The 22,337-nt window shown below is 62.9% G+C and carries 21 protein-coding genes and 1 pseudogene; 6 read left to right on the plus strand and 16 right to left on the minus strand.

Features of this window, described 5'->3' with window-relative positions:
* Positions 1 to 82, minus strand: a pseudogene (locus tag F3J19_RS32825) (IS5/IS1182 family transposase); the annotation flags it as partial.
* Positions 83 to 282: 200 nt separating this feature from the next.
* Here F3J19_RS32825 and F3J19_RS27685 point away from each other — a divergent pair.
* The 3 genes from F3J19_RS27685 (at position 283) to F3J19_RS27695 (ending at position 1,549) form a co-directional block, all read left to right on the plus strand.
* Positions 283 to 597, plus strand: coding sequence for a hypothetical protein (locus F3J19_RS27685; protein ID WP_167048854.1), 315 nt, complete (start codon positions 283 to 285; stop codon positions 595 to 597).
* Entirely contained in the window at positions 597 to 878 is a 282-nt protein-coding gene (locus tag F3J19_RS27690; RefSeq protein WP_167048857.1) for a hypothetical protein, read from the plus strand. The genes F3J19_RS27685 and F3J19_RS27690 overlap by 1 nt, the downstream gene beginning before the upstream one ends.
* A 155-nt stretch (positions 879 to 1,033) precedes the next feature.
* Positions 1,034 to 1,549, plus strand: a complete 516-nt coding sequence (locus F3J19_RS27695; protein WP_240159284.1) for an extracellular solute-binding protein — start codon at positions 1,034 to 1,036, stop codon at positions 1,547 to 1,549.
* 190 nt (positions 1,550 to 1,739) lie between these two features.
* Here the strand turns inward: F3J19_RS27695 and F3J19_RS27700 are convergent, their stop codons facing one another.
* A complete protein-coding gene (locus F3J19_RS27700) occupies positions 1,740 to 2,609 on the minus strand; it encodes a hypothetical protein (RefSeq protein WP_167048859.1) in 870 nt (289 codons plus the stop codon).
* 282 nt (positions 2,610 to 2,891) lie between these two features.
* On the opposite strand from F3J19_RS27700, the gene F3J19_RS27705 reads away from it, so the two are divergent.
* The gene (locus F3J19_RS27705) at positions 2,892 to 3,887 is read left to right on the plus strand and encodes an aldo/keto reductase (protein ID WP_167048861.1); all 996 of its coding nucleotides are present in this window, start codon (positions 2,892 to 2,894) and stop codon (positions 3,885 to 3,887) included.
* 137 nt (positions 3,888 to 4,024) lie between these two features.
* Here F3J19_RS27705 and F3J19_RS27710 read toward each other — a convergent pair whose 3' ends face one another.
* The 10 genes from F3J19_RS27710 to F3J19_RS27755 all read right to left on the minus strand — a co-directional run bounded on the left by F3J19_RS27710 (position 4,025) and on the right by F3J19_RS27755 (position 16,147).
* Positions 4,025 to 5,086 (minus strand): aldose epimerase family protein, encoded by a 1,062-nt coding sequence (locus F3J19_RS27710; protein WP_167048863.1) that lies wholly within the window; start codon positions 5,084 to 5,086, stop codon positions 4,025 to 4,027.
* Between the two features lie 28 nt (positions 5,087 to 5,114).
* Positions 5,115 to 6,107, minus strand: coding sequence for an aldose 1-epimerase (locus tag F3J19_RS27715; protein WP_167048865.1), 993 nt, complete (start codon positions 6,105 to 6,107; stop codon positions 5,115 to 5,117).
* Between the two features lie 44 nt (positions 6,108 to 6,151).
* Positions 6,152 to 7,231, minus strand: coding sequence for a galactofuranose ABC transporter, permease protein YjfF (gene yjfF / locus F3J19_RS27720; RefSeq protein ID WP_167048867.1), 1,080 nt, complete (start codon positions 7,229 to 7,231; stop codon positions 6,152 to 6,154).
* Positions 7,228 to 8,268 carry an ABC transporter permease gene (locus tag F3J19_RS27725; protein WP_167048869.1) on the minus strand — a complete coding sequence of 347 codons (1,041 nt, stop codon included), beginning with the start codon at positions 8,266 to 8,268 and terminating at the stop codon, positions 7,228 to 7,230. The genes yjfF and F3J19_RS27725 overlap by 4 nt, the downstream gene beginning before the upstream one ends.
* Positions 8,265 to 9,779 carry a sugar ABC transporter ATP-binding protein gene (locus tag F3J19_RS27730; protein WP_167048871.1) on the minus strand — a complete coding sequence of 505 codons (1,515 nt, stop codon included), beginning with the start codon at positions 9,777 to 9,779 and terminating at the stop codon, positions 8,265 to 8,267. Before F3J19_RS27730 ends, F3J19_RS27725 begins: the two co-directional genes overlap by 4 nt.
* Before the next feature lie 164 nt (positions 9,780 to 9,943).
* Positions 9,944 to 10,873, minus strand: coding sequence for a Gfo/Idh/MocA family oxidoreductase (locus F3J19_RS27735; RefSeq protein WP_167048873.1), 930 nt, complete (start codon positions 10,871 to 10,873; stop codon positions 9,944 to 9,946).
* A 50-nt stretch (positions 10,874 to 10,923) separates the two neighbouring features.
* Positions 10,924 to 11,853, minus strand: a complete 930-nt coding sequence (locus F3J19_RS27740; RefSeq protein WP_167048875.1) for a dihydrodipicolinate synthase family protein — start codon at positions 11,851 to 11,853, stop codon at positions 10,924 to 10,926.
* A 40-nt stretch (positions 11,854 to 11,893) separates the two neighbouring features.
* Complete coding sequence (locus F3J19_RS27745) at positions 11,894 to 13,234, minus strand: MFS transporter (RefSeq protein WP_167048877.1); 1,341 nt, start codon at positions 13,232 to 13,234, stop codon at positions 11,894 to 11,896.
* A 145-nt stretch (positions 13,235 to 13,379) separates the two neighbouring features.
* Entirely contained in the window at positions 13,380 to 15,131 is a 1,752-nt protein-coding gene (locus F3J19_RS27750) for an IlvD/Edd family dehydratase (RefSeq protein WP_167048879.1), read from the minus strand.
* 347 nt (positions 15,132 to 15,478) lie between these two features.
* Positions 15,479 to 16,147: an HAD family hydrolase gene (locus F3J19_RS27755; protein WP_167048881.1), complete on the minus strand. Its 669-nt coding sequence runs from the start codon at positions 16,145 to 16,147 to the stop codon at positions 15,479 to 15,481.
* A 173-nt stretch (positions 16,148 to 16,320) separates the two neighbouring features.
* Here F3J19_RS27755 and F3J19_RS27760 point away from each other — a divergent pair, with 173 nt between their 5' ends.
* Complete coding sequence (locus F3J19_RS27760) at positions 16,321 to 17,349, plus strand: LacI family DNA-binding transcriptional regulator (protein WP_167048883.1); 1,029 nt, start codon at positions 16,321 to 16,323, stop codon at positions 17,347 to 17,349.
* 50 nt (positions 17,350 to 17,399) lie between these two features.
* On the opposite strand, the gene F3J19_RS27765 is transcribed toward F3J19_RS27760, so the two are convergent.
* From F3J19_RS27765 to F3J19_RS27780, 4 genes are read right to left on the minus strand one after another with little or no spacing between them, the layout of a single operon-like run.
* Positions 17,400 to 17,873 (minus strand): MaoC/PaaZ C-terminal domain-containing protein, encoded by a 474-nt coding sequence (locus tag F3J19_RS27765; RefSeq protein ID WP_205193308.1) that lies wholly within the window; start codon positions 17,871 to 17,873, stop codon positions 17,400 to 17,402.
* Positions 17,870 to 18,307: a MaoC/PaaZ C-terminal domain-containing protein gene (locus F3J19_RS27770; RefSeq protein WP_167048885.1), complete on the minus strand. Its 438-nt coding sequence runs from the start codon at positions 18,305 to 18,307 to the stop codon at positions 17,870 to 17,872. Before F3J19_RS27770 ends, F3J19_RS27765 begins: the two co-directional genes overlap by 4 nt.
* A gap of 17 nt (positions 18,308 to 18,324) precedes the next feature.
* Entirely contained in the window at positions 18,325 to 19,527 is a 1,203-nt protein-coding gene (locus tag F3J19_RS27775; protein ID WP_167048887.1) for a CaiB/BaiF CoA-transferase family protein, read from the minus strand.
* Between the two features lie 48 nt (positions 19,528 to 19,575).
* Entirely contained in the window at positions 19,576 to 20,859 is a 1,284-nt protein-coding gene (locus F3J19_RS27780; RefSeq protein ID WP_167048889.1) for an MFS transporter, read from the minus strand.
* Positions 20,860 to 21,188: 329 nt separating this feature from the next.
* Between F3J19_RS27780 and F3J19_RS27785 the strand changes: the two genes are divergently transcribed.
* Complete coding sequence (locus tag F3J19_RS27785) at positions 21,189 to 22,322, plus strand: glycoside hydrolase family 88 protein (RefSeq protein ID WP_167048891.1); 1,134 nt, start codon at positions 21,189 to 21,191, stop codon at positions 22,320 to 22,322.
* The last annotated feature ends 15 nt before the right edge of the window (positions 22,323 to 22,337 follow it).

Below are 22,337 nucleotides of genomic sequence, written 5' to 3' on the forward strand. Positions count from 1 at the left end.
CGCTCATCAGGACGAGGTACGGAGCGGCAAAGCTCCACTCCTCGTCCGATACATCTGTTGGGTACGGTTTGCGTTCTGGCATTGCGCCAGGTTACCAGGTTTGGCACAAAGTGCCTAACACGCTCTAACTCCCACACGGCATGTTTCTGCGCCTGCCAGGGAGTACTACGGCATTCGCAACGGCTTCAGCGATTCATTCTTTTGTAATACGCGATTCGACGACATGACAGGTTTGCTCGCTGATCGTGCAATGCAGAACTACCAGAACTGTCGAGGTTATCAATGATTGACCGGCAAACCGCTTTCATCACTTTCTACGACGAGCAAACAGGTCAGGTGAAATTTTGCGTCGTTCCACGTCCATTTGTGCAGACCGCGATCAACCGCGTCATGGCTATTACAGTACCGCCGGACGCGCCCGAACATTCCTCAGCCCCCTTCACCGACGACGACGCACGCAAGCTAGGTGGCATGGCCATCATGGCTCTTTCCGGGCCTAATCCGGAATTGCGATCGCGCTTGCAGATATCTACCGAAGCGCCAGTCAATTGGTCGCATCGTGATCCATCGAAAAAGACCCAATGCAGAGGCTCTTAATGCAACCCAAACGCCCAACATGCATCATCACTCTCCACGACGAAGAAACACAAACGATCTCCCATCATCACGTCGCGCAAAGCGCGATCACCAGCGCAATGGCGAAAAGCACCAGCTTCGATGTTCCAATCGCGGATTTCGGATACACGCTCGACGATGAGTTTGCGCGCAAGCTTGGTGCAACAATCCTGCTGACTTTAGCTGGACGCTATCCCTCGCTGCAAAGCCACCTCGCCATCACAACGAATGCAAGCGATAGCGACAAACCGCCAGCCACGTAATTCTCGATGCCTGCGCACACGCCAGCAAAACGGCAGCCATCTCCGGTTCCTCGGTCACGCTCTACGGCATTCTCGATAGCGGACTCGAATACCTCACCCACGCATCGTCGTCGAACGGACAAACCCATAGCATCACGCGCATGGCGTCGGGCGACATGTCCGGCCCCTGCTGGGGCATCACCAGCAACGAAAACCTCGGCGGCGGCTTGCAGGCGCGTCTCGGCGAAGCCGCATGGACGCTGTTCGACAATCTGCACAAGAACGGCATGGTCATGCTCGGGCCGAACGCGCAGGCGATCAACCCGGTTCTGCAGGGCGCGAAATCCGCGGTGTTCGGCGCGGTCGACTATGTCGCCTACGGCGCGGCGGCCAACGGCGAATCGGTGAAAGTGATCTTCCCGAGCAGCGGCACCGTGATCGCGCCGCGTCCGATGATGATCCTCAAATCGTCGCATGCGCAGGCGGACGCGCGCGCCTTTATCGATTACGTGCTCTCGGACGAAGGCCAGCAACGGATCACGGCCGCGCACCTGATGCCCGCGCGCGACGACATCGACACGCCGCGCCCGCGTCTGAAAGACCTCAAGCTGTTGCCGCAGGATGGCGGCGGCAACACGAAATCGCGAACCGAAGTGCTCTCGCGTTTTAACGCACTGTTCGGCGAACACTGATGGCCGGCGTGCTCGCGCAGCGTCCCGCCACGCGTCGGACGTAGCGTTTGCGTCGCTCTGGACGCGACGGCTCGATACGCTGCATTGATCCGTCTCTGCACCACTGCGCCTCTGCAACGACCTCCGTATCCACCTCTGAATCGCACCGCACCGGCTATCGCAATACGCCAGCGCGGTGCCGCCACGAACGTTACTGGCTACAGAAGCTCGGCTGGTACTTGTAGACCCAGGCCGTTTTCGTCGAACTCGGCGACTGCACCCAGTTCGTCATGCCCTGAATCGTGTTGAAGATCAGCTGCGAGCGCGCAGTGACCTTGTCGGTAAACACACCCTTGTCGCTCACGTCGACTTCGAATGAAATTTCCGCAAGTGCCGGCGTGGTCGAGCCATTCGCATACCAAACGGTCATCGTGAAGTCGGCATCTTCCTGACCGATATCGCTGGTGGGCCCATCGAAGGTCAGTTCATGGATCGACAGACCGCTCACCGGCACAAGCGGCTGCGAGCTGATGCTGTCGAACGCGTGCGTAGTCGGGAACAGATCGTTGATATCGCTGAGGTGGTTGATGTTCTTCGAATCCGAAAGCGGCTCGCTCGTGGAATGCGAGAAGGTTTCGTTCGACGGCGGCGTGATGTCGTCTTCGAGCTTGCTGCTTGCCTTCGACGAACTGCCGGTGACATCGGTATTGGCCGACGTGGTTTCGTTCAGCGAACCGAACTTCAACTCGATCTTGCGATCGCCGCTTTCGTCGCGCTCACGCATCGAATAGCCGGTCTGCCTGACGACGCAGGTGCCCGGCGAATCGTAGTACAGCACGGTGCGGTCGTGGTCGGCCTTGAAGCTCTTCTTCACGGTGCTGTCGAAACCATTGGCCGCGAGGCTCGCCTGCAGGTCGGTCAGAAAGCGGTTGGCGGTATCGACGGGAGAACTGTCGAATGCGGACGGCATAAGCAGTACCTTGTATTCGCGGCTGCCGACGCTCGGTGCGCCGGCGTGGGCGACCTGGGACGCCGCGAAGAGTGCGAGGGCTGCTGCATGATTCCACTTGATCTTTGTCATTCAGGCTCTCATTAGTTGAAGGAGTACAGCACGAATGAAATTAGAGATTTCAGGTGACCAAGTTATGAAGTGGACAGATAATTCTTTTGCGAATGGCTCAAGATATTCACTACGCAAAATCAAGGCCTATTTCCAGGCTCATTTCAATTCATGCCAGTCAGATATTCAGTCACTCCGTATCTATCGCTCTGCCTGTTACACTACGAAGAGAACGGCGACCTTTATGCAAAGGCAATTGCAACGCCTGCGACGTCACTTCATAAATAGAGGACAAGTACTTCAATGACGCTTTCGAAAAGAAAATTCGGCCGCACGGGCTGGGACGTGTCGGAAATCGGTTTTGGGGCATGGGCGATCGGCGGCTCGTGGGGCGATGTCGCGGAAGACGATGCCAAGGCCGCGCTCAACGCCTCTCTCGATAACGGCGTCAATTTCATCGACACCGCCGACGTCTACGGCGACGGCCGCTCGGAACGAATCATTCGCGACGTATTGCGGCAGCGGGGTGGCGAACGTCCCATCGTCGCCACCAAGCTCGGCCGCCGGCTCGACCCGCACGTGACCAGCGGCTATATGAACAAGCAGGCGCTCGAAGGCTTTATCGACCGGAGTCTGTCGAATCTCGGCGTCGACACGCTCGACCTCGTGCAATTGCATTGCCCGCCGACCGAAGTCTATTACCGCCCCGAAGTGTTCGACGCGATGGAGAGCTTCGTCGCTGCCGGCAAGATCCGCTTCTACGGCGTGTCGGTCGAAAAAGTGGAAGAAGCACTGAAGGCGATCGAATATCCCAATGTGGTTTCGGTGCAGATTATCTACAACATGTTCCGTCAACGTCCCGCCGGTCTGTTCTTCGATCAGGCACAAAAGAAGAACATCGCGGTCATTGCGCGAGTACCGCTCGCGAGCGGCATGCTCACAGGCAAGATGTCCGCCGATTCCGTTTTCGCGCCCGACGACCATCGCGCCTTCAATCGCCATGGCGAGGCGTTCGACGTTGGCGAAACGTTCTCCGGCGTACCCTATGACGTCGCGTTGAAAGCGGTCGACGAACTGCGCGGCCTCGTACCGGTAGAGGCATCGATGGCACAACTGGCTCTGCGCTGGATTCTCATGGAAGAGGCCGTCTCGGTCATTATTCCGGGCAGCAAGAACGCAGCTCAGGCGGCGTCGAATGTCTCGGCGGCAAGCCTCGCTTCACTGTCCGAAGAGGCCATGCGACGTGCGCGGGAAGTCTACGAGCGCCATATTGCGCCTCATGTTCACCATCGCTGGTAAAGCGCCGAACACGCGACAGGGTTTCGCGTGGCCAAAGTGGGCGGCAGGTTGACTTCCTGCACTGAGACTTCTCGCATTCGCTGCATGCAGTCGCAAGCCGCCCCACTCGTTATGTCTCCGGTGCCAATTTGCGCGCCCTACTCCATCACGCCAGCGCGATAGACCGTGACCTGCCTATAAGGCTTCTCGCGCGTCACAATCATGCTCTCACGATCGGGCATATTGATCTGGTTCGGAAAGCCGCCGGCTTCGAGGCAGAGTCCGGAATTCCGCCTGTATGTCGAGCCGTCTCTCCCTCGTACTCCTTCGAGCCGGTTTCCGCTATAGAACTGCAGCCCTGGCTGGTCAGTCTCGACCGAAAGCACACGCCCGCTTTCGGGTTCGACCACCTTCGCCACGGTACGCGGTTTGCGGGTCCAGTCCGCTTGCTCGTTCCCCGCGCGATCAAGCACATAGCAATGGTCAAAACCGTAGGCGAGTTCCAGTTGCCGATTCGACACGTCCAGCCGCGAACCGATCGTCGCGCCCTCGCGAAAGTCGAACGGACTGCCTTCCACGAATGCACGCCGTTGCGGAATCAGTTCCTCGTCAATTTCAAAGTACTCACCGGAATCTATGGTCAGGCGATGATTGCGAATATCGCCATCATGCCGCCCCGACAGATTGAAATACGGATGACTGGTCAGGTTCAACGGAGTCGCGCGATCGGTATGGGCGGTGTATTCGATAGTCAGTGCGTGATCTTCACTCAACGTATAACGCACCTCGACCTGCACGTTTCCCGGAAAGCCTTCTTCTCCGTCACGCGATTCCAGCCGCATGACCAGGGATTGCCCCTCGTATTCGGCCATCCACAACCTGGCGTGAAACCCGCCGGCACCACCATGCAGCAGGTTCTGACCTTCGTTTGGCGTGAGCCTGTAGTCGATACCGTCAAGTGCGAATCTGGCACCTGCGATCCTGTTAGCCCAACGGCCCACGAGCGCGCCCATATAAGCACCCGCGGCCAGGTACTCCGCCGGCGTATCGTTCCCGAGCAGGATCTCCGCGCATCGGCCGGTCCTGTCCGGCGTGAGCCACGATACGAACGCCGCGCCAAGTTCGCTGATCCGTACACAACCTCCCTGCGAATTTGCAAGAAGATACGTTCGCACGTTTCGTCCATCGGGGAGTGTTCCCCAGAAGGCAGCCTTGTTCATGTTTTTCCCGCTTTTTTGCCCATTGATCTCACAACGACGCGTATGACGGGCGCGTGGTCCGGGTCAAGGACACAAGACGTTCGACCGTGAAACTGACCCGGCGCGTCAGCGTCTTTCCCGCGCCGAGAACCGTCAGCCCGCACACGTTATCGCCGTCCTGAATGCAGTTGTGTTCCGACTGGTCATTGACCACCTGAAACGAAAACGAATCTTCCTGCGGATGCGCGCGAAGCCGATAACAGTCCGTATTGCCCACGATCGCGAGAGAAAACTGGCGCGCAGGCCATTCAACCAGCGCTCTCCCGCCCCAGCGAGTAAACGTGTGATCGATCTTTGTCGCCGGCAAATGGTGCGTCACTCCGAACTGCCAGGCCACCGGCGTCGGCACGAGCCTCGGCGCATGGCCGCTTTCTCCGGCCAGCCAGATTCCGCCTGCTGGTGCGCTAATGCGCGTATCCAGATCCCGCGTCAGAACAGGCTTGATATCGATTCCGCACTGTAGCGGCGCACGGCCGCAATTCTCGAGTTCCACGGTGATGGCCAATGTCGGCCCATCAAGCTCGTAGGTCTGGATCGCCCGACAGGAACCGGCAACTTCAGTCTTGAGACGGGCGGTTCGCTCGTCGGCGGATTCGACGTTCCAGTCATCCGCGAGCACGACGTAGGCAAGCGGAAACGGTCGTCCGACACCGGTCAGCCGCACCCCCGACGACTTCCTCGAAGCCCCGAGTACCTTTCCCGGCTTCGTTATCCGAATCAACGGCTGACACGATAGCCCACGAGCCGGCATATGACCCGATCGTTCCGCCCGTCGAAAAACGGGTGTCCAGATGCCCCGGTCATGCCAGTCCAGTTGCGTGATGCCGCCGTGCGGCCCCGCCTCGATGCCGAGCCGCAGATAAGCGTTCGAAAGCATCGTTTGCCGGTGCATCCTCTCCGCTGCGCCGCAATCGGGGCCACCGAGGCTCGCGGCCTTCACGAAGACAGGTTCTCGTAAATCCGCTTCCCATGTATCGAGCACGTTCCTCTCCCCGATCAGACAGACTGGATGGCAACCGGAAACGCTCAGACCATCGTGACAGGATCGCCGCCGCCATGCTGCTCCGGCCTGCGCTGCCCGCCGTTCGACGGCTCTTTCGAGCGGGGCCCCAGACCGGCGCCGCCCGTGCGGCGGCGTCCCGCCTGTCGCTCGATCATCCGTTGCAGAAGGCAGAACACGCAGAGCAGTGCGCCGATGACAATGCGCGTCCACCACGAACTCAGCGTTCCGTCGAAAGTAATCAGCGTCTGAATCGTGCCGAGAATGCCGACGCCGAAAAGCGAACCGATGACGTAGCCGACGCCCCCCGTCAATAGCGTTCCGCCGATCACCGTCGCGGCAATAGCGTCGAGTTCCATGCCCTGCGCCTGAAGCCCGTAGCCCGAGAGCACGTACAGCGTAAAGATCACGCCGCCGAGCGCCGCGCAGAAACCGCTCAACGCATAGACGGCGATCTTCGTTCGCGCGACCGGCAAGCCCATCAGCAACGCGGAACGCTCATTGCCGCCGATCGCATAGACGTTGCGCCCGAAGCGCGTAAAGTGCGCGATAAAAATCGCGACGACGAGCGCCGCGATGCCGATCAGCGCCCCCGCATTCAGGGAACCGCCGCCCAGCGGCAGGCTCAATGACGCAACCGCATGGAAAGTCGGCTCGTTGATCGTGATGGACTGTGTCGTAATCAGAAAGCACGCGCCGCGCGCAAGAAACATCCCGGCCAGTGTGATGATGAACGGCTGCAGACGGAAGAAGTGAATCAGCACTCCCATCGCCGCGCCATACAGCGTGCCGAATACGAGCACGATCGGCACGACGATCCAGATGGGCCAATGCAGCCACTCCGCGCCCACCGCGCACAGTATCGTGGTCAACGCGACCACCGCCCCGACCGACAGGTCGATGCCCCCCGACAGGATCACGAACGTCATGCCGATAGCCACGACGAGCAGGAACGCGTTGTCGACGAGCAGGCCCGTGAGTACCTGCATCGAAAAGAATCCGGTGTACATGACGGAGCCAAAGCCGAACAGCGCGACGAACAGCACGATCGTGGCGACAATGGGCAAGGTTCTCGGATCGGCCAGCCGGCCAGTCAACTTTCTCATGATGTGCTCGTTCCGGTGGATGCGCGCTGACGCGCCGGGGAAAAAAGATTTTTCATCGGTTTGAGCAGCATCGCCCGCGCGGCTTCCGACTGGATCACGCTGACCACGATCACCACGACCGCCTTGACGACGAGCGTGGCCTCGGGCGGCACGCCGATCGAATAGGTCGTATACGTCAGCGTCTGGATAATCAGGGCCCCGAGCACCGTGCCGCCCAGGCTGAAGCGCCCGCCCAGCAGCGACGTGCCGCCGAGCGTCACGGCCAGGATCGCATCGAGTTCGAGCAGCAACCCGGCATTGTTTCCATCAGCACTCCGCACGTTCGAGCTGATGATGATCCCGGCCACCGCCGCCATCAACCCGCAGATCACATACACGCCGAACACGATCGCGCTGGAGCGCAGCCCGACCAGCCGCGTTGCAACGGGGTTGATGCCGATGGCGCGCACGAAAAGTCCGAGCGCCGTGCGGTTCACGAGCAGCGTGAGCACCACGCTGACGACGAGCGCGATCCAGACCGAGCACGGCACCATCGCCAGATAGCCGTCGCCGAGCCTGAGGTAGCCTTCCGCGCCGATGGGAATGATCTGCCCGCCGGTCAGCAGTTGCGCCACGCCTCGCCCGGCCACCATCAGGATGAGCGTGGCGATGATCGGCTGCATGCCGACGAACGCGACCAGCAGGCCGTTCCACATCCCGGCCAGCAGCCCGACGGCGAGCGCCGCGCCAAGCGCCATGCCGACGCGCGACGGGTCCGCTTCGAGAATGACCGCGGCAGCCGCGCCGGCCATCGCCACCGTCGCCCCGACCGAGATGTCGATGCCGCGCGTCGCGATGACCAGCGTCATGCCGAGCGAGACGATCACGAGCGGGGCGGCACGATTGAGGATGTCGATCGGTGCGCCGAAAAGATGGCCGTCGAGAATCGTCAGGGAAAGGAAACTCGCGCGATGCGCAACGTCGAGAAGAATCAGCAGGATCAGCGTGAGGGCGGGCCAGAGCAACTGATGCCGCGCCAGCGCGTGGAGCCGTTTCATGACTGACCTCCTGCAATGAGTTGATACACCTGGTCCTCCGAAAGATGTTCGCCGGCAATCTCGGCGACCTTGCGCCGGTCGCGCAAAACGGCGATCTTGTGGCTGACGCGCACCACTTCGCTCATTTCGGAGGAGATGAACAGAATCGCGAGGCCTTTCGCGCACAGCGAGCGCACGCGGTCCATGATCTCGAACTTCGCGGCCACGTCGATGCCGCGTGTCGGCTCGTCCAGAATCAGGAGTTTGGGCTCCGTGGCAAGCCAGCGCGCCAGCAGTACTTTCTGCTGATTGCCGCCCGACAGCAGCCCGATCGGCTGCTCGGCGTCGTGTGCCTTGATGCCGAGTTGCGCGATGTACTGCTCGGCCATTTTCCGCTGGCGGGCGTAGCTCAGCGGACGCCACCAGCCGCGTCGCGCCTGCAATGCCAGGATGATGTTCTCCCGGATCGACAATGCGGCGACGATGCCTTCCTTCTTGCGGTCCTCGGGACAACAGGCGATGCCGTGGCGCACCGCGTCGCGCGGTGAAGCGAGCTTCACGCTGTGCCCGTCGATCCGCATCGTTCCGGTGTCCGCGCGTTCGGCGCCGAACACCAGCCGCGCAGTCTCGGTGCGGCCCGAGCCGAGCAGTCCCGCAAGGCCGACGATCTGGCCGGGGCATACGTCGAGATCGACGGGACTCATCAGCCCGCGCCGCCCTACTCCCTGCATGGAAAGGAAAGGCGCAGCCGCGCTCGCCGAACGTGCAGCGTCCGACGCATCGGCCTTGAGCGCCTCGTTCGCGCCTTCGCGGCCGGTCATCTTGGCCACCAGTACGTCGACGGGCAAGTCTTTGGCCAGATACTCGCCTTCGCGCGTGCCATTGCGCATCACGGTAATGCGGTCCGATACCGCATAGGTCTGTTCGAGAAAGTGCGTCACGAACAGAATCGCCATGCCCGCTTCCCTCAAGCGGCGCAGCACGGCGAAAAGCCGCGCGACTTCGCCGTCGTCGAGACTCGAAGTGGGTTCGTCGAGAATCAGCACGCTCGCGTCAACCGACACGGCGCGCGCAATCGCCACCATCTGCTGAACCGCAATCGGATAGGAGTCCAGCGAACGCGTGACGTCGACGAACAGATCCAGCGCGGCCAGGGCCTCGCGCGCTTTGGTATTGATCGCCTTCCAGTCGATCGTTCCGCGCTTCTTCGGATGCCGGCCGGCAAAGATGTTTTCGGCCACCGACAGGTTCGGACAAAGATTCACTTCCTGGTAGAGCGTCTGGATGCCGGCCGCTTCGGCTTCGAGCGGCGCGGCGAAGCGGACCGGCCGCCCGCCAAGGCGAATCTCGCCGAGATCATGCGGAAACACGCCCGTCAGCACATTGATGAGCGTGGATTTTCCCGCGCCGTTCTGGCCCATCAGCGTATGAATCTCACCGGAGAAAAGCCGGAAATCGACCTGCTGCAACGCCTTGACGCCCGGGAACGTCTTGTCGATGCCGGTCATTTCGAGAATGGGTAGGTCGCTCATGATCTTCTCGAATAATCTTCGCGAGACCCGCGCAAGGCCGCGCCGAAATGGTTAGGGAACCGTAGTGAATCACCCGGGCGCTTCATGCGCGCCGTCGCAGTTAACTCGGACCGCGCTTGCCGCACCGGAATCGGCCGCACCGCATGGTAGCGCACGGCAAGCGTTCAGTGACCGAAGGCCTCGACCTCGACGTGCCTGCCGAGCAGGAACGCGTCGGCGACGAGGCGCAACGGACGCACGTCCACGTCGTCGATGCCCTGCGCGATAAGCTCGTGAAAGCGCTCGTAGAGCGCCGCGTATTCGCGCTCGGCTTCGAGCTCGACCGGCTCGCCCGCGATAGCGAGGCGCTTGCCGCCCGCCGCGATCGAGAGCAAACCGTCGGTCGTTTCGACATCGATTTCCCATTGCTCGACAGGGCCGTGGCGCCAGTCGAATTCGGCGCGCACCGGCACGCCGTCGGTATCGATGCAATCGAGTTCGGCGGCGATCGGCGTCGAGCAGTCGCGCGGCACATGCAGCGTCGCGCCGCGCAGCAGCACCTCGCGCGGCAAGATGCGCGTGACGATCGAGAGCGCGTTGATGCCCGGATCGAACACGCCGAGCCCGCCCGGCTCCCAGATCCATTGCTGGCCCGGATGCCAGCGGCGCACGTCTTCCTTCCAGCGCACGTGCACGGCGCGAAGCGTTCTCCCGGCGAGCCACGCGCGCGCCGGTTCGACGGCGCTCGCACAGCGCGAATGCCACGTCGCGAACAGCGTACGGCCGCGTTTTTGCGCAAGCTCGCGCAATGCCTCGACTTCGCTCACGCTCGCGCCCGGCGGTTTTTCGAGCATCACATGCTTGCCTGCTTCGAGCACGGCGCGCGCCTGCGCATAACGCACCTGGGGTGGCGCGCAGAGCGAGACGGCGTCGAGGTCGGGCTCGGCGGCCAGCAGCGCGCCGATATCGGTGTAGTTGCGCACGCGCTCCACCTGCGCATTGCGGCTCGCGCTGGCCACGAGCTCGAAGCCCGCATTGCCGGCGATGGCGGGCAGGTGCTGGTCGCGCGCGATCTTGCCGACGCCGACGATACCCAGCTTGTACGACGCATTCATGAGTGTCTCCGTCACCTTGTTATTCTGACTGGAACTGGATCGCTACCGGGCTATTTCGCCCAGCGCAGCACGAGCGGGTCGAGCCGGCGAGCGATATCGACCAGTTCCTTGCGCGTCTCGGGATGCATCGAGGGTAGCGGATGACGCGGCAGTTCGCAGTCGATCACGCCGCCTTCCTTCATCAGCGACTTGCAGGCGAGCAGACCCGCCTGGCGGTTTTCGTGATTGATCAGCGGGAGCCACTTCTGATAGAGCGCGAAGGCTTCGTCGGTGCGGCCCTGACGATGCGCTTCGATAATCGGGCGAATGCCGTCCGGAAAGCCGCCGCCCGTCATCGAGCCGGTTGCGCCCGCGTTGAGGTCCGCGAGCAGCGTGATGCCTTCTTCGCCGTCCCATGGTCCTTCGGCCGCCTCGCCCGCGAGCCTGATGAGTTCGCGCAGTTTGTTCGCCGCGCCTGGCGTTTCGATCTTGAAGTACGAGACCTGCTCGATCTCGCGCGCCATGCGCGCGAGGAACGCGGCGCTCAGCACCGTGCCGCTCGCGGGCGCGTCCTGGATCATGATCGGAATGTCGATCGCGTCGGACACGCGCGCGTAGAAGTCGTAAATCTGCGGCTCGGGCACGCGAAAGGTCGCGCCGTGATACGGCGGCATCAGCATGACCATCGCCGCGCCCTGCTCCTGCGCGCGCCTGCTGCGCGCGGCGGCCACGTTCGTGCCATAGTGCGTGGTCGTGACGATCACGGGCACGCGGCCCGCCACGTGTTCGAGCACGCTGCGCGTGATGATCTCGCGCTCGTCGTCCGAGAGCGAGAACTGCTCCGAGAAATTCGCGAGAATGCACAACCCGTCCGAGCCCGTGTCGATCATGAAGTCGACGGCGCGCTTCTGGCTGCGCAAATCGAGTTCGCCGGTTTCGGTAAAGGTTGTCGGCACGACGGGGAAAATGCCCTGATAACGGGGCGTACGGCTCGTAGTCATATCGTCAGTCCTGCTTGAGAAAGAATCAGCGTCCACGCTTTCACGACCCGCTCGCGGCACGCGGCGGCGTGCGCAACGCCGCGCGCACGGCGAACGTCACGAGCACCGCGAACACGAGCGTGGCCGCGAGAAAGTATAGGCCGGCCGCGAGGCTGCCCGTTGCGTCCTTGATGAGCCCGATGCCATAGGGGCCGAAATAGCCGCCGAGATTGGCAAGCGAATTGATCGTCGCGATCCCGACGGCCGCGCTCGCGCCCGTCAGAAACTCGCCGGGCAGCGCCCAGACCACGGCCTGAATCGAATAGATCGAGAAAGCGGTCAGGCAGATAAACAGCAGTTGCAGCGCCGGCGCGCGGAACCATGCGCTTGCGGCCATCGTCAGCGCCGCGGCGGCAGAGACCACGACGATATGGCCGTAGCGTTCGCGATGCCTGTCCGAATGACGCGGCACGACGAGCAGCCCCACCACCGCGAACAGATACGGCACGGCGGAAAGCAGGCCCGCCGTCGAATCGCTCACGCCGAACGCCTTGATGATGGTCGGCAACCAGAGCGACAAACCATAGATGCACAGCGGAAACGGCAGGAACAGCAGCGCGAGCAGCAGCACGCGGTGATCCTTGAGCGCACTGAACGGATTGCGATGCGTGTCGAGCTGGTAGGCGCGCTGGTCGGCGGCAAGCTCGCGCTCGATCCAGCGGCGCTCGGTTTCGCCGAGCCAATGCGCGTGCGCGGGCGACTCCGGCAACAGACGCAGCGTGGGAATGCACAGCAGCACGGCCGGCAAGCCGCTCACGACGAACAGCGTCTGCCAGTTCGACATGCCGAGAAAGCCGTGCGTTTCGAGCAGCGCGCCGGCGATCGGGCCGGTAACGATGCCCGCGATGGGCTGAGCGAGTACCAGCAGACCGATCACGCGCGCGCGGTGGCGCATCGGAAACCAGTGTGTGAGGAAATACAGAATGCCGGGATAGAGCCCGGCCTCGGCCGCGCCCAACAGAAAGCGCAGCGCATAGAAACTGGTCGGGCCGCTCACGAGCGCCATCGCCATCGTGATCACGCCCCACGTGAAGAGAATTCGCGCGAACCATACGCGCGCGCCGAAGCGCGCGAGCGCGAGATTGCTCGGCACTTCGCAGAGGAAATAGCCGATAAAGAAGAGGCCCGCGCCGAGTCCATAGGCGGCATCGGACAGGCCCACGGCCGCGTTCATATGCAGCTTCGCGAAGCCGACCACCGTGCGATCGACATACGCGACCACGTAGATCAGCGCGAGAAACGGCACGAGCCGGCGCGCGATATGGCCGACGATCTGCTTTTCCTCTCCGCTTTCAGCGGCCGCCGGCGCGACCGCCTCACCGGATTGCAACGCGTTCGTCATACTGTCTCCTTGATTGCGCTCGCCAGCCGACGTCGTGCCGCGCCGCCGGCTGGCGCGTCGGGCACGCGGATGGCCGCGTCGCGCACGGCCATCGAGCGGGCGTCAGCCGGCGAGCCGGATCGCCCTGATTAGTTTTTTAAATCCGTCAATGCGAGTGACGCGGCACGGCCGACCCGCGCTTGCCGACGAGAAAGTCGAGATCGCAGCCCTCATCGGCTTGCAGCACATGATCGACATAGAGGCGCGCGTAACCGCCCTTGCCCATCTGCTCCGCCACGCCGGGCGCGGCGGCGGGATCGACGTCGCTCAAGCGGCGCTTCAGTTCTTCGTCGCTGATGTCGAGATGCAGGCGCCCCGCTTCGCAGTCCAGTTCGATCCAGTCGCCGTTGCGCACCGCCGCCAGCGGTCCGCCCGCCGCCGCTTCGGGCGCGACGTGCAGCACCACCGTGCCGTAGGCCGTGCCGCTCATGCGTGCATCGGAAATCCGCACCATGTCCTTCACGCCCTGGCGCAGCAGCTTGGGCGGCAGGCCCATGTTGCCGACCTCGGCCATGCCGGGGTAGCCGCGCGGACCGCAGTTCTTCATCACGAGAATCGAGTCCTTGTCGACGTCGAGCGATTCGTCGCCGATCGTCGCCTTGTAGTGATCGAAGTTCTCGAACACGACGGCACGGCCGCGATGCTTCAAAAGCTCGGGGGTAGCCGCCGACGGCTTCAACACCGCGCCGCGCGGCGCGAGATTACCGCGCAGGATGCAGATGCCGCCGTCCGCGATAAGCGGATTGTCGATCTGGCGAATCACCTCGTCGTTATAGTTGGGCGCTTCGCGCACGTTGTCCCAGAGGGATTTGCCGTTGACCGTCAACGCGCCCGGATGCGGCAGCAGGTTCGCTTCGCCGAGCCGGCGCAGCACCGCCGGCAGGCCGCCCGCGTAATAGAACTCTTCCATCAGGAAGCGGCCAGAAGGCTGAAGATCGACGATGGTCGGCGTATTGCGGCCAATGCGCTGCCAGTCTTCGAGTTCGAGATGCACGCCGATGCGGCCCGCAATCGCCTTCAGGTGAATCACCGCATTGGTCGAGCCGCCGATCGCCGCATTGGTGCGAATCGCGTTCTCGAACGCTTCGCGCGTGAGGATCTTCGAGAGCGTCAGGTCTTCGAGCGCCATCTGCACGATGCGGATGCCCGACATATGCGCGAGCACGTAACGGCGCGCATCGACGGCGGGAATCGCGGCGTTGTGCGGCAGCGAAACGCCGAGCGATTCGGCCATGCAGGCCATCGTCGAGGCCGTGCCCATCGTGTTGCAGGTGCCCGCCGAGCGCGACATGCCCGCTTCGGCCGCGAGGAAATGATGCAGGTCGATCTCGCCCGCCTTCAGCGATTCGTGCAGCCGCCACACCGCCGTGCCCGAGCCGATGTCCTGGCCTTCGAGCTTGCCGTTCAGCATCGGGCCGCCCGTCACGACGATGGCCGGCACGTCCACGCTCGCCGCGCCCATCAGCAGCGCGGGCGTGGTCTTGTCGCAGCCGCACAGCAGCACGACGGCGTCGATCGGGTTGCCGCGAATCGCCTCTTCCACGTCCATCGCGGCGAGATTGCGCGTGAGCATGGCCGAGGGGCGCAGGTTCGATTCGCCGTTCGAGAACACCGGGAATTCGACCGGAAAGCCGCCCGCCTCGTAGATGCCGCGCTTCACGTGTTCGGCGAGCTTGCGGAAATGCGAGTTGCAGGGCGTCAGCTCCGACCACGTATTGCAGATGCCGACGATCGGCCTGCCGTCGAATTCGTGCTCGGGAATGCCCTGGTTCTTCATCCAGCTTCGGTACATGAAGCCGTTTTTATCCGTGGTGCCGAACCACTGTTGGGAGCGTAGTTTGGGTTTGGTTGCCGACATGGGTGCGTGGTGTGGGATTCAATGTTCGGCTTAGTCTAGGGATAAACGCGATATCCTTCTAATGAAATATTCGCTCTTTCTCATATCAAAACCGGCATTGGTATAAACACCTAAGGCCATGGGAAGCCCGGCGGGCCCACGATTTCCGCCTGCTACACCCCCGATGATCGGCACATTAAGGCGTGCGAGCCGCGCAAGTGACGGGCCGCCGCATCGAGATCGAGCCGCTGCTCACGCACGAGCCGTGCAGCGAGTGAAACCGATATGCGGAGTACTGCTTAGGTATGTTGCCGGCTCGTGGAACGATCCGCGGCGCGCGGACGGATTCCGCGCGCCGGCCACGTCGTCTAAACGAAAACGTCCAGCCGTTCGGCAAGCTCGCCGAATCCTTCGAGCACCATGTCCGGCGACATTCGCTGGCACTGCTCGCGATCGCCGTAACCGTAAGCGGCCCAGCACGCGTGAGCGCCGATATTGCGCGCGAGCCCCAGATCGGCATGCGTGTCGCCGACCACGACGATCTGCTCCGGCAAGACATCGGGAAACGCCGGCGCGATCAAGGTGCTATAACACGCCGGATCGGGCTTCTTCGCGATGCCCGGTGGATCGCAAACGAGCAGATCGATAAAGCGGCCAATACCGAAATGATCGATGGCCTGTTGCACCGCGGCTTCCGATTTGTTACTGGCGATCACCATCGCCACGCCCTTCTGCTTCAAAGCCGCCAAAGTCCGCTCGACGTCCGGAAAGATAAACGAGTGAGCGAGACCATGCTGCAGATAGAGCGCGCGATACGTCGCCGCCCACTGCCCGGCGCCGTCCGTGCCGAGGCGCCCGTCCGTCAGCATCGACATCGCTTCGCTCATCACCACACCGGCTGCGATCGCGGCTTCGAGGCGATCGGGTGCGGGCCGCTCGACGCCATAGTGATCGAAAGTCAGATTGATGCAGTGACGAATGGCGTCATGACTGCCGCACAGCGTACCGTCGAAATCGAGGATGCAAAGTCTGATCATAAAAACCCGCAAAATAATGAAAACGTCGTCACTGACAGAGTGATGAGCGTAGCCGCCCGCATACGCTATCGTGTTACCCTTCAACAGGTCAGTGCCCGAGTGTCGGCGTACCCAGGTACGAGCGGCAATTCACAACGCGACACTCAATAATTCAGATAACGATTGCAAGCTCCATGGCTCCGGTTAGTTTAAACGACGTCGCTCGCGCGGCCGGTTGTTCCGCCTCTACGGTTTCGCGCGTACTGCGCACGCCGCACGTCGTGCGCGATGAAGTCGTGCAGCGCGTGCTCGCGGCCGTGCGCAAGCTCGGCTACACCCCGAACAACGCGGCGCGGGCGCTGCGCTCGCGCCGCACGCGAATGATCGGCGCCGTGCTGCCCACGCTTGAACATGCGATCTACGCTCGCCTCGCCAATGCGCTCGAAAGCGATCTCGCGGCCGACGGCTACTCGCTGATCGTCACGACCTCGGGATTCGACGCGCACAAGGAACTGGAGCAGACGCAACTGATGATCGAGCGCGGCGCGGAAGGCGTGGTGCTCGTGGGCGATGCGCACGAGCGCGCGCTCTACGAATTCCTGAGCCTGCGCAACGTGCCGTATATCAACACCTATGTCTATACGCGGCAAGCGGCGCATCCGTGCGTCGGCTTCGACAACCGGCGCGCGGCGCGGCAGGCCACCGACTATCTGCTGAGCCTCGGCCATACCGGGATCGCGATGCTCACCGGCGTACGCAAGGACAACGACCGCGTTCGCGCGCGCATCCAGGGTGTCGAGGAAGCATTGAAGGAACGCGGCCTGACGATCGCGCAGGAACGCATCATCGAAGGGCCTTATTCGATTACGGCCGGACGCAACGGCATGCGCCGGCTGCTGAATCTTGCCGTGCGGCCCGAGGCCGTCATCTGCACGAGCGACATTCTCGCGTTCGGCTGTCTCGCGGAATGCGTGAGCGCGGGCATTGCCGTGCCGCGCGAACTGTCGATCACCGGCTTCGACGACCTCGACTTCGCCGCGCATCTGAACCCGCCGCTCACGACGATGCAGGTTCCCGCGATTGAAATGGGCACCCAGGCCGGGCGCTTTCTGATCGATACGCTGGAGGGCAAGTCGCCGCTCGACCGCGTCGAGCTCGAAGCACGGCTCATCATTCGCGGCACCACGGGACAGCCGGCCGCTTCGAAGAAACGCCGCGCCTGAGCAAGCGCGCGGCTGCGCGGCGCGCGGACCATACGGCCCGCGAGGCTGCCTTATAGTCCGCTGCGCCGGACCATCATCGTCGTCGTCCTGCCTTGTTGCACGCACTCGCCGCGCTGATTGAACACGTCGATCGCGAGCACCACGATGCCACGGTCGGCGCGCTTCGTCTCGCGCTTCGATTCCACGCGCATCACGGCCGTGATACGGTCGCCGCTCAGCACGGCCTGCTTGTAGTCCCACGTCAGCGAAAGCGTGGCGACCGCCTGCAAGCGCCACGCACAACGCATTTTCATCGCATCGACGAGCGAGACGATCAACAGGCCATGCGCGATGCGCCGCTCGAAGCCGAGCGCGCGGGCCGCCTCGTCGTCGGTATGAACCTCGTAGAAATCGCCGCCGACGCCCGCGAAGGCGACGATGTTCGCATCGGTGATCGTGAAGCCGCCCAGCTCGACCGAGTCGCCCACATTCAGGCCGTCGAAGTCGCGCCCTGCCATGCTCATGTCCTGATTCGCTGCGTTCACGGCGTCACCACCCATTTGAGAATATGCTCGGCCACGCTCACCAGTTCGCCCTCCTGATTGACGATGCGAATCTCGGCCACCGTGCGGCGGCGTTCGGGATCGACATCGCGAATCGTATAGTCGAGCCTGAGCGTATCGCCCGCGAAAACGGGCTTCAGAAAGCGCACGCGGTCGTAGCCGAGCGACACCGGCGTCTCGCGCTCGCGCACGCCTTGCACGCGCTCCACGATCGCCGTCGAGCAGGCCGACATATAGGCCACCATCAGTGCGCCGTGCGCGATCACGCGGCCATACGCGCTGGCGGCCATGGCCTGTTCGTCGACGTGGTTCGGCGAGTGGTCGCCGCTGACATCGGCAAATGCGCGAATTGCCTCGGCACTGACGTGTTGTTCGAGCGAAACGGTATCGCCCGGCTTCAGATAGAAATCGCTCATTGGCCTCTCCGATGGCATCAGGCCGGCGCGTTCGTGTTCGCGAGACCGCGTCCGGACACGACGCCCTCGTTGGCGAGCGTCTGGATCCGGTCGGCGCCATAGCCGAGTTCTTGCAGAATCTGCTGCGTATCGTGTCCGATCTCGATGGCGAGGTGCCGTACCGCGGGCACTTCTCCGTCGTAACGCAGAGGATGATTGATGAGCGTCGCCGTGCCGCCCTTGATATCGACCGTTTCGAACACGCGGTTGTGCTGCGCCTGAGGGTTGTCGCGCAAGTCGCTATAGTCCTGCACGGGCGCCCACCACATGGCCTTGGCATCGAGCGCTTCGGCCAGCGCATCGAGACGGTAGCGCTTCACCGCGTTCGCCGTGGCACGCGCGTAGGCATCGCGCTCCTCGTAGGGGTTGCAGTTCGCGAGCGCGCGCAGCCCATCGTCGTCGAGCGCTTCGGCAAACACCGCGGGATTGTTCAGCGAGATCGCCACCGCGCGATCGTCCGCCGTGCGATAGATGCCATACGGCGCCTGATGGAACCACGTCGACAGATGCGCGTCGCGCTCGAATACGGCCGCGCTTTTCTCCGCGGTCAGATAGTTGGTGATCGCTTCGGCCTGCAAATCGATGCCCGCGTTGAACAGGTTGCCTTCCACGCGCGTGCCCTCGCCGGTCTTCATGCGCTTCACGTAAGCGCCGAGAATGCCCATTGCGAGCAACGCGCCGCCATGCTGGTCGCAGATCGCCGCACCGACCGCCGTCGCGCCGCCGCCCGAGGCGGCCACGAGCCCGGTGCGTGCCTGAATCATCAGGTCCTGGCCGGGCATGTCGCGCATCGGGCCGGAACCGCCGAAGCCGCTCGCCGACGCGTAGATGATGCCGGGCTTGCGCGCCTTCACCGCGTCATAGCCGAGGCCGAGGCGATCGAGCACGCCGGGCCGGAAGTTCTCGACCACGGCGTCGGCCTCGTCGATCAGCTTCAACGCAATCTCGCGGCCTTCCTGCGACTTCAGGTTCAGCGCGATGACACGCTTGTTGCGGTTCGCGCAGAGAAAGAACGCGCTGACGTCCTCGACGAACACGCCCGCGCCGGACCAGTGCCGCTCGTAGGCACCGCCGATCGCCTCGATCTTGACGACGTCCGCACCCATGTCGGCGAGATATTGAGTCGATGCCGGCCCTTGCAGATAGTGGCAAAAGCTGACGATGCGCATACCTTCGAGCATTGTTTTCTCCAGAAAACGATAGATTGAAATCCGCTTGTTGAAATCGGCCTAGCGCGCGGAGTTGGCCGCGAGCGGCAGCGACGCCGCCGCGTGAGCACGCTTCACGCTGCTCGCCAGCAACACGGCCACGATCAGCGCGCCGCCCATGAACAGATACGACGAGGCCGGGTCGCCCGTGAGCCCCGTCAGATAACCGACCGCGTAGGAGCCGAGGAACGAGCCGAGTGCGCCCACGCTATTGATCAATGCTAACGCACCGCCTGCCACGGTCCGCGGCAGGACTTCGGGCGCAATCGAGAAGAACGGCGGAAAGACGACGTACATGGCGATACCGGCAACGGTCAGCAGAGCGAACGACAGCCAGAAATTCGACGCGCCCACGAAGTACAGCGCGAAGAACGCCAGCGAGGCGATCGCGAGCGGCACCGCGACGAAGAGCTTGCGGTTCTGCAGGCGATCCGACATCCACGCGACCGGCAGCATGCAGACCACGGCGCCGAAGTACGGCACGGCCGACAGCCATCCCGTGTTGACCATGCTGAGCGTCGCGCCGTGCCGCAGGATCGACGGCAGCCACAACAGGAAACCGTAGAAACCGAGGCTCTGGAAGAACAGCACGCCCGCCAGCTTCCACACCGCGGCCGTGCGGAACGCTTCGCGATAGTTCTTCACCGGCGCGAGGTCCTTCTGCTCTTCGGCCAGCGAGTTCTCGATCGCGGCCTTTTCCTCGGCGCTCAACCAGCCCACTTGCGAAGGCCGGTCGCGCACGACGGCAATCCAGACGAACGCCCACAGCACCGCCGGCAGACCTTGCGCAATGAACATCACGCGCCAGCCCCACGACTGCACGAGATAGCCCGACACGACCGACATCCACAGGATGGTCGCCGGATTGCCGAGCAGGAAGATCGTGTTGGCCCGCGAGCGCTCGCGCCTCACGAACCAGTTGGACACGTACACGAGCATGCACGGCATCACGGCCGCCTCGACGATCCCGAGCGCGAAGCGCACGGCCATCAGCATCGGCACGCTGGTGACGACGCCCGTCAGCGCGGCGAGGCCGCCCCACGCGATCAGGCTGAAGAAGATCAGGCGCCGCACGCTGCGTCGTTCCGCGTACATGCCGCCCGGAATCTGGAAGAAGAAATAGCCGAGAAAGAACAGCGAGCCGAGTAGCGAAGAGGTCGAGCGGCTGATGCCGAGATCGTGGTCGATGCCCGCGGCGGCCGCGAAACCGTAGTTCGCGCGATCGAGATACGCGAGGCTGTAGGTGATAAACGCGACGGGCAGGATGATCCACCATCGCTTGATGGGAAGGGTTGTTCCGGCCATCTCCGGTCTCCTTGTGTTCTGGTTTGCTGTCGATTCGGCCGCGATGCGCGGTCCGTTGCTCGCGTCCTGATCCATCTCTGACAACGATTGCAAGAACAATAGGCCCGATTTGGCATCGTTGTCAATCCACTCTTTTTCATTTCGATCACCCTGTAAACCCTGGCATTTCTCTGAATAGCCTTATATCAAGGGCCTTTAGGAGATTTTCACGTTGCCGTCTCTTGCCACTGGGTCTTGCCTTCGCAGGCAAATTGACGCACAGTGACAACGTTGTCAAATTCCTGCCTGGCTCTGTCATTACGCCGGGCATATCCATGACAGGAGAAAACATGAGCAGCTGGTTGAACGACGGCATCGAAGCGGCCGTAAACAAGGTACGCGCCCAGGCGAGCCGCGGCGGCGACTTTCCGCATATCACCGAGGCCGGGCAATGGTGCACGACGCCCGACGGCGTATGGACCGGCGGCTTCTGGGCGGGCCTGCTCTGGCTCAGCTACGAAGAACAGAAGAGCGACGCACTGCTCGCGGCCGCGGTGTCGTTCACCGAGCGCCTGCTGCCGCGCGCGTCGGACCCCGTCAACCACGATCTCGGCTTCATGTTCTATCCGAGCGCGATCAAGGGCTGGCGTCTCACCGGCGACGAGCGCTATTTCCAGGCCGCGCTCACCGCCGCCAACAGCCTCGCCGGGCAGTTCAATCCGCAAGGCGGCTTCATTCCGGGCTGGGGCTTCTTCGGCAGCGAAGACTGGTCGGGCTCGGTCCTGATCGACACGCTGATGAATCTTCCGCTGCTCGTCTGGGCCGTCAATCATGGCGCCGACGCGCAGTTGCTCAAGGTCGTGCAGCGCCATACGAAAACGGCGCTCGCCAACCATCAGCGCGAGGACGGCTCGGTCTTTCATGTGTACAAGTTCAATACCGCCGACGGCACGCCGATTGCCGGCGACACCTACCAGGGTCTCGACGCATCGAGCGCATGGTCGCGCGGCCAGGGCTGGGCGCTCGCCGGCCTCGCGATGCTCGCGGACATGACCGGCTCGCAGGAGTACTTCGCGGCGGCCCAGCGCGTTGCCGACTACGTGGAAAAGCACTTGCCGGAAGATCGCGTTCCGCCGTGGGATTACTCGGCGGACGGCGTACCGGTCAAGGATTCGTCGGCGGGCGCGATCACCGCGTATGGCCTCATCCGGCTCTGGGAACTCAGTTCCGATGCGCGCCATCTTGCCCTCGCCGAAGCGATGCTCAAAGCGCTGTGCGAAGATTGCCTCGCGAGCGACGACCGCGCGCCGATTCTCGCGCACGCCACGGCGGATTTGCCGCACGGCCTCGGCATCGATGAATCGGTCATCTATGGCGACTACTATTTCCTCAAGGCACTGCTGACGTTGCGCGGCATCAAGGAACAGAATGGGCAACGCGGAAGCGGCGCGCAAGGCTCGCTCGCACAGACCTCGAACGGATAGAACACGACAAGACTC

This window comes from Burkholderia sp. Ax-1724 (assembly GCF_011752995.1).
In the GTDB taxonomy this organism is placed as follows: Bacteria; Pseudomonadota; Gammaproteobacteria; order Burkholderiales; family Burkholderiaceae; genus Paraburkholderia.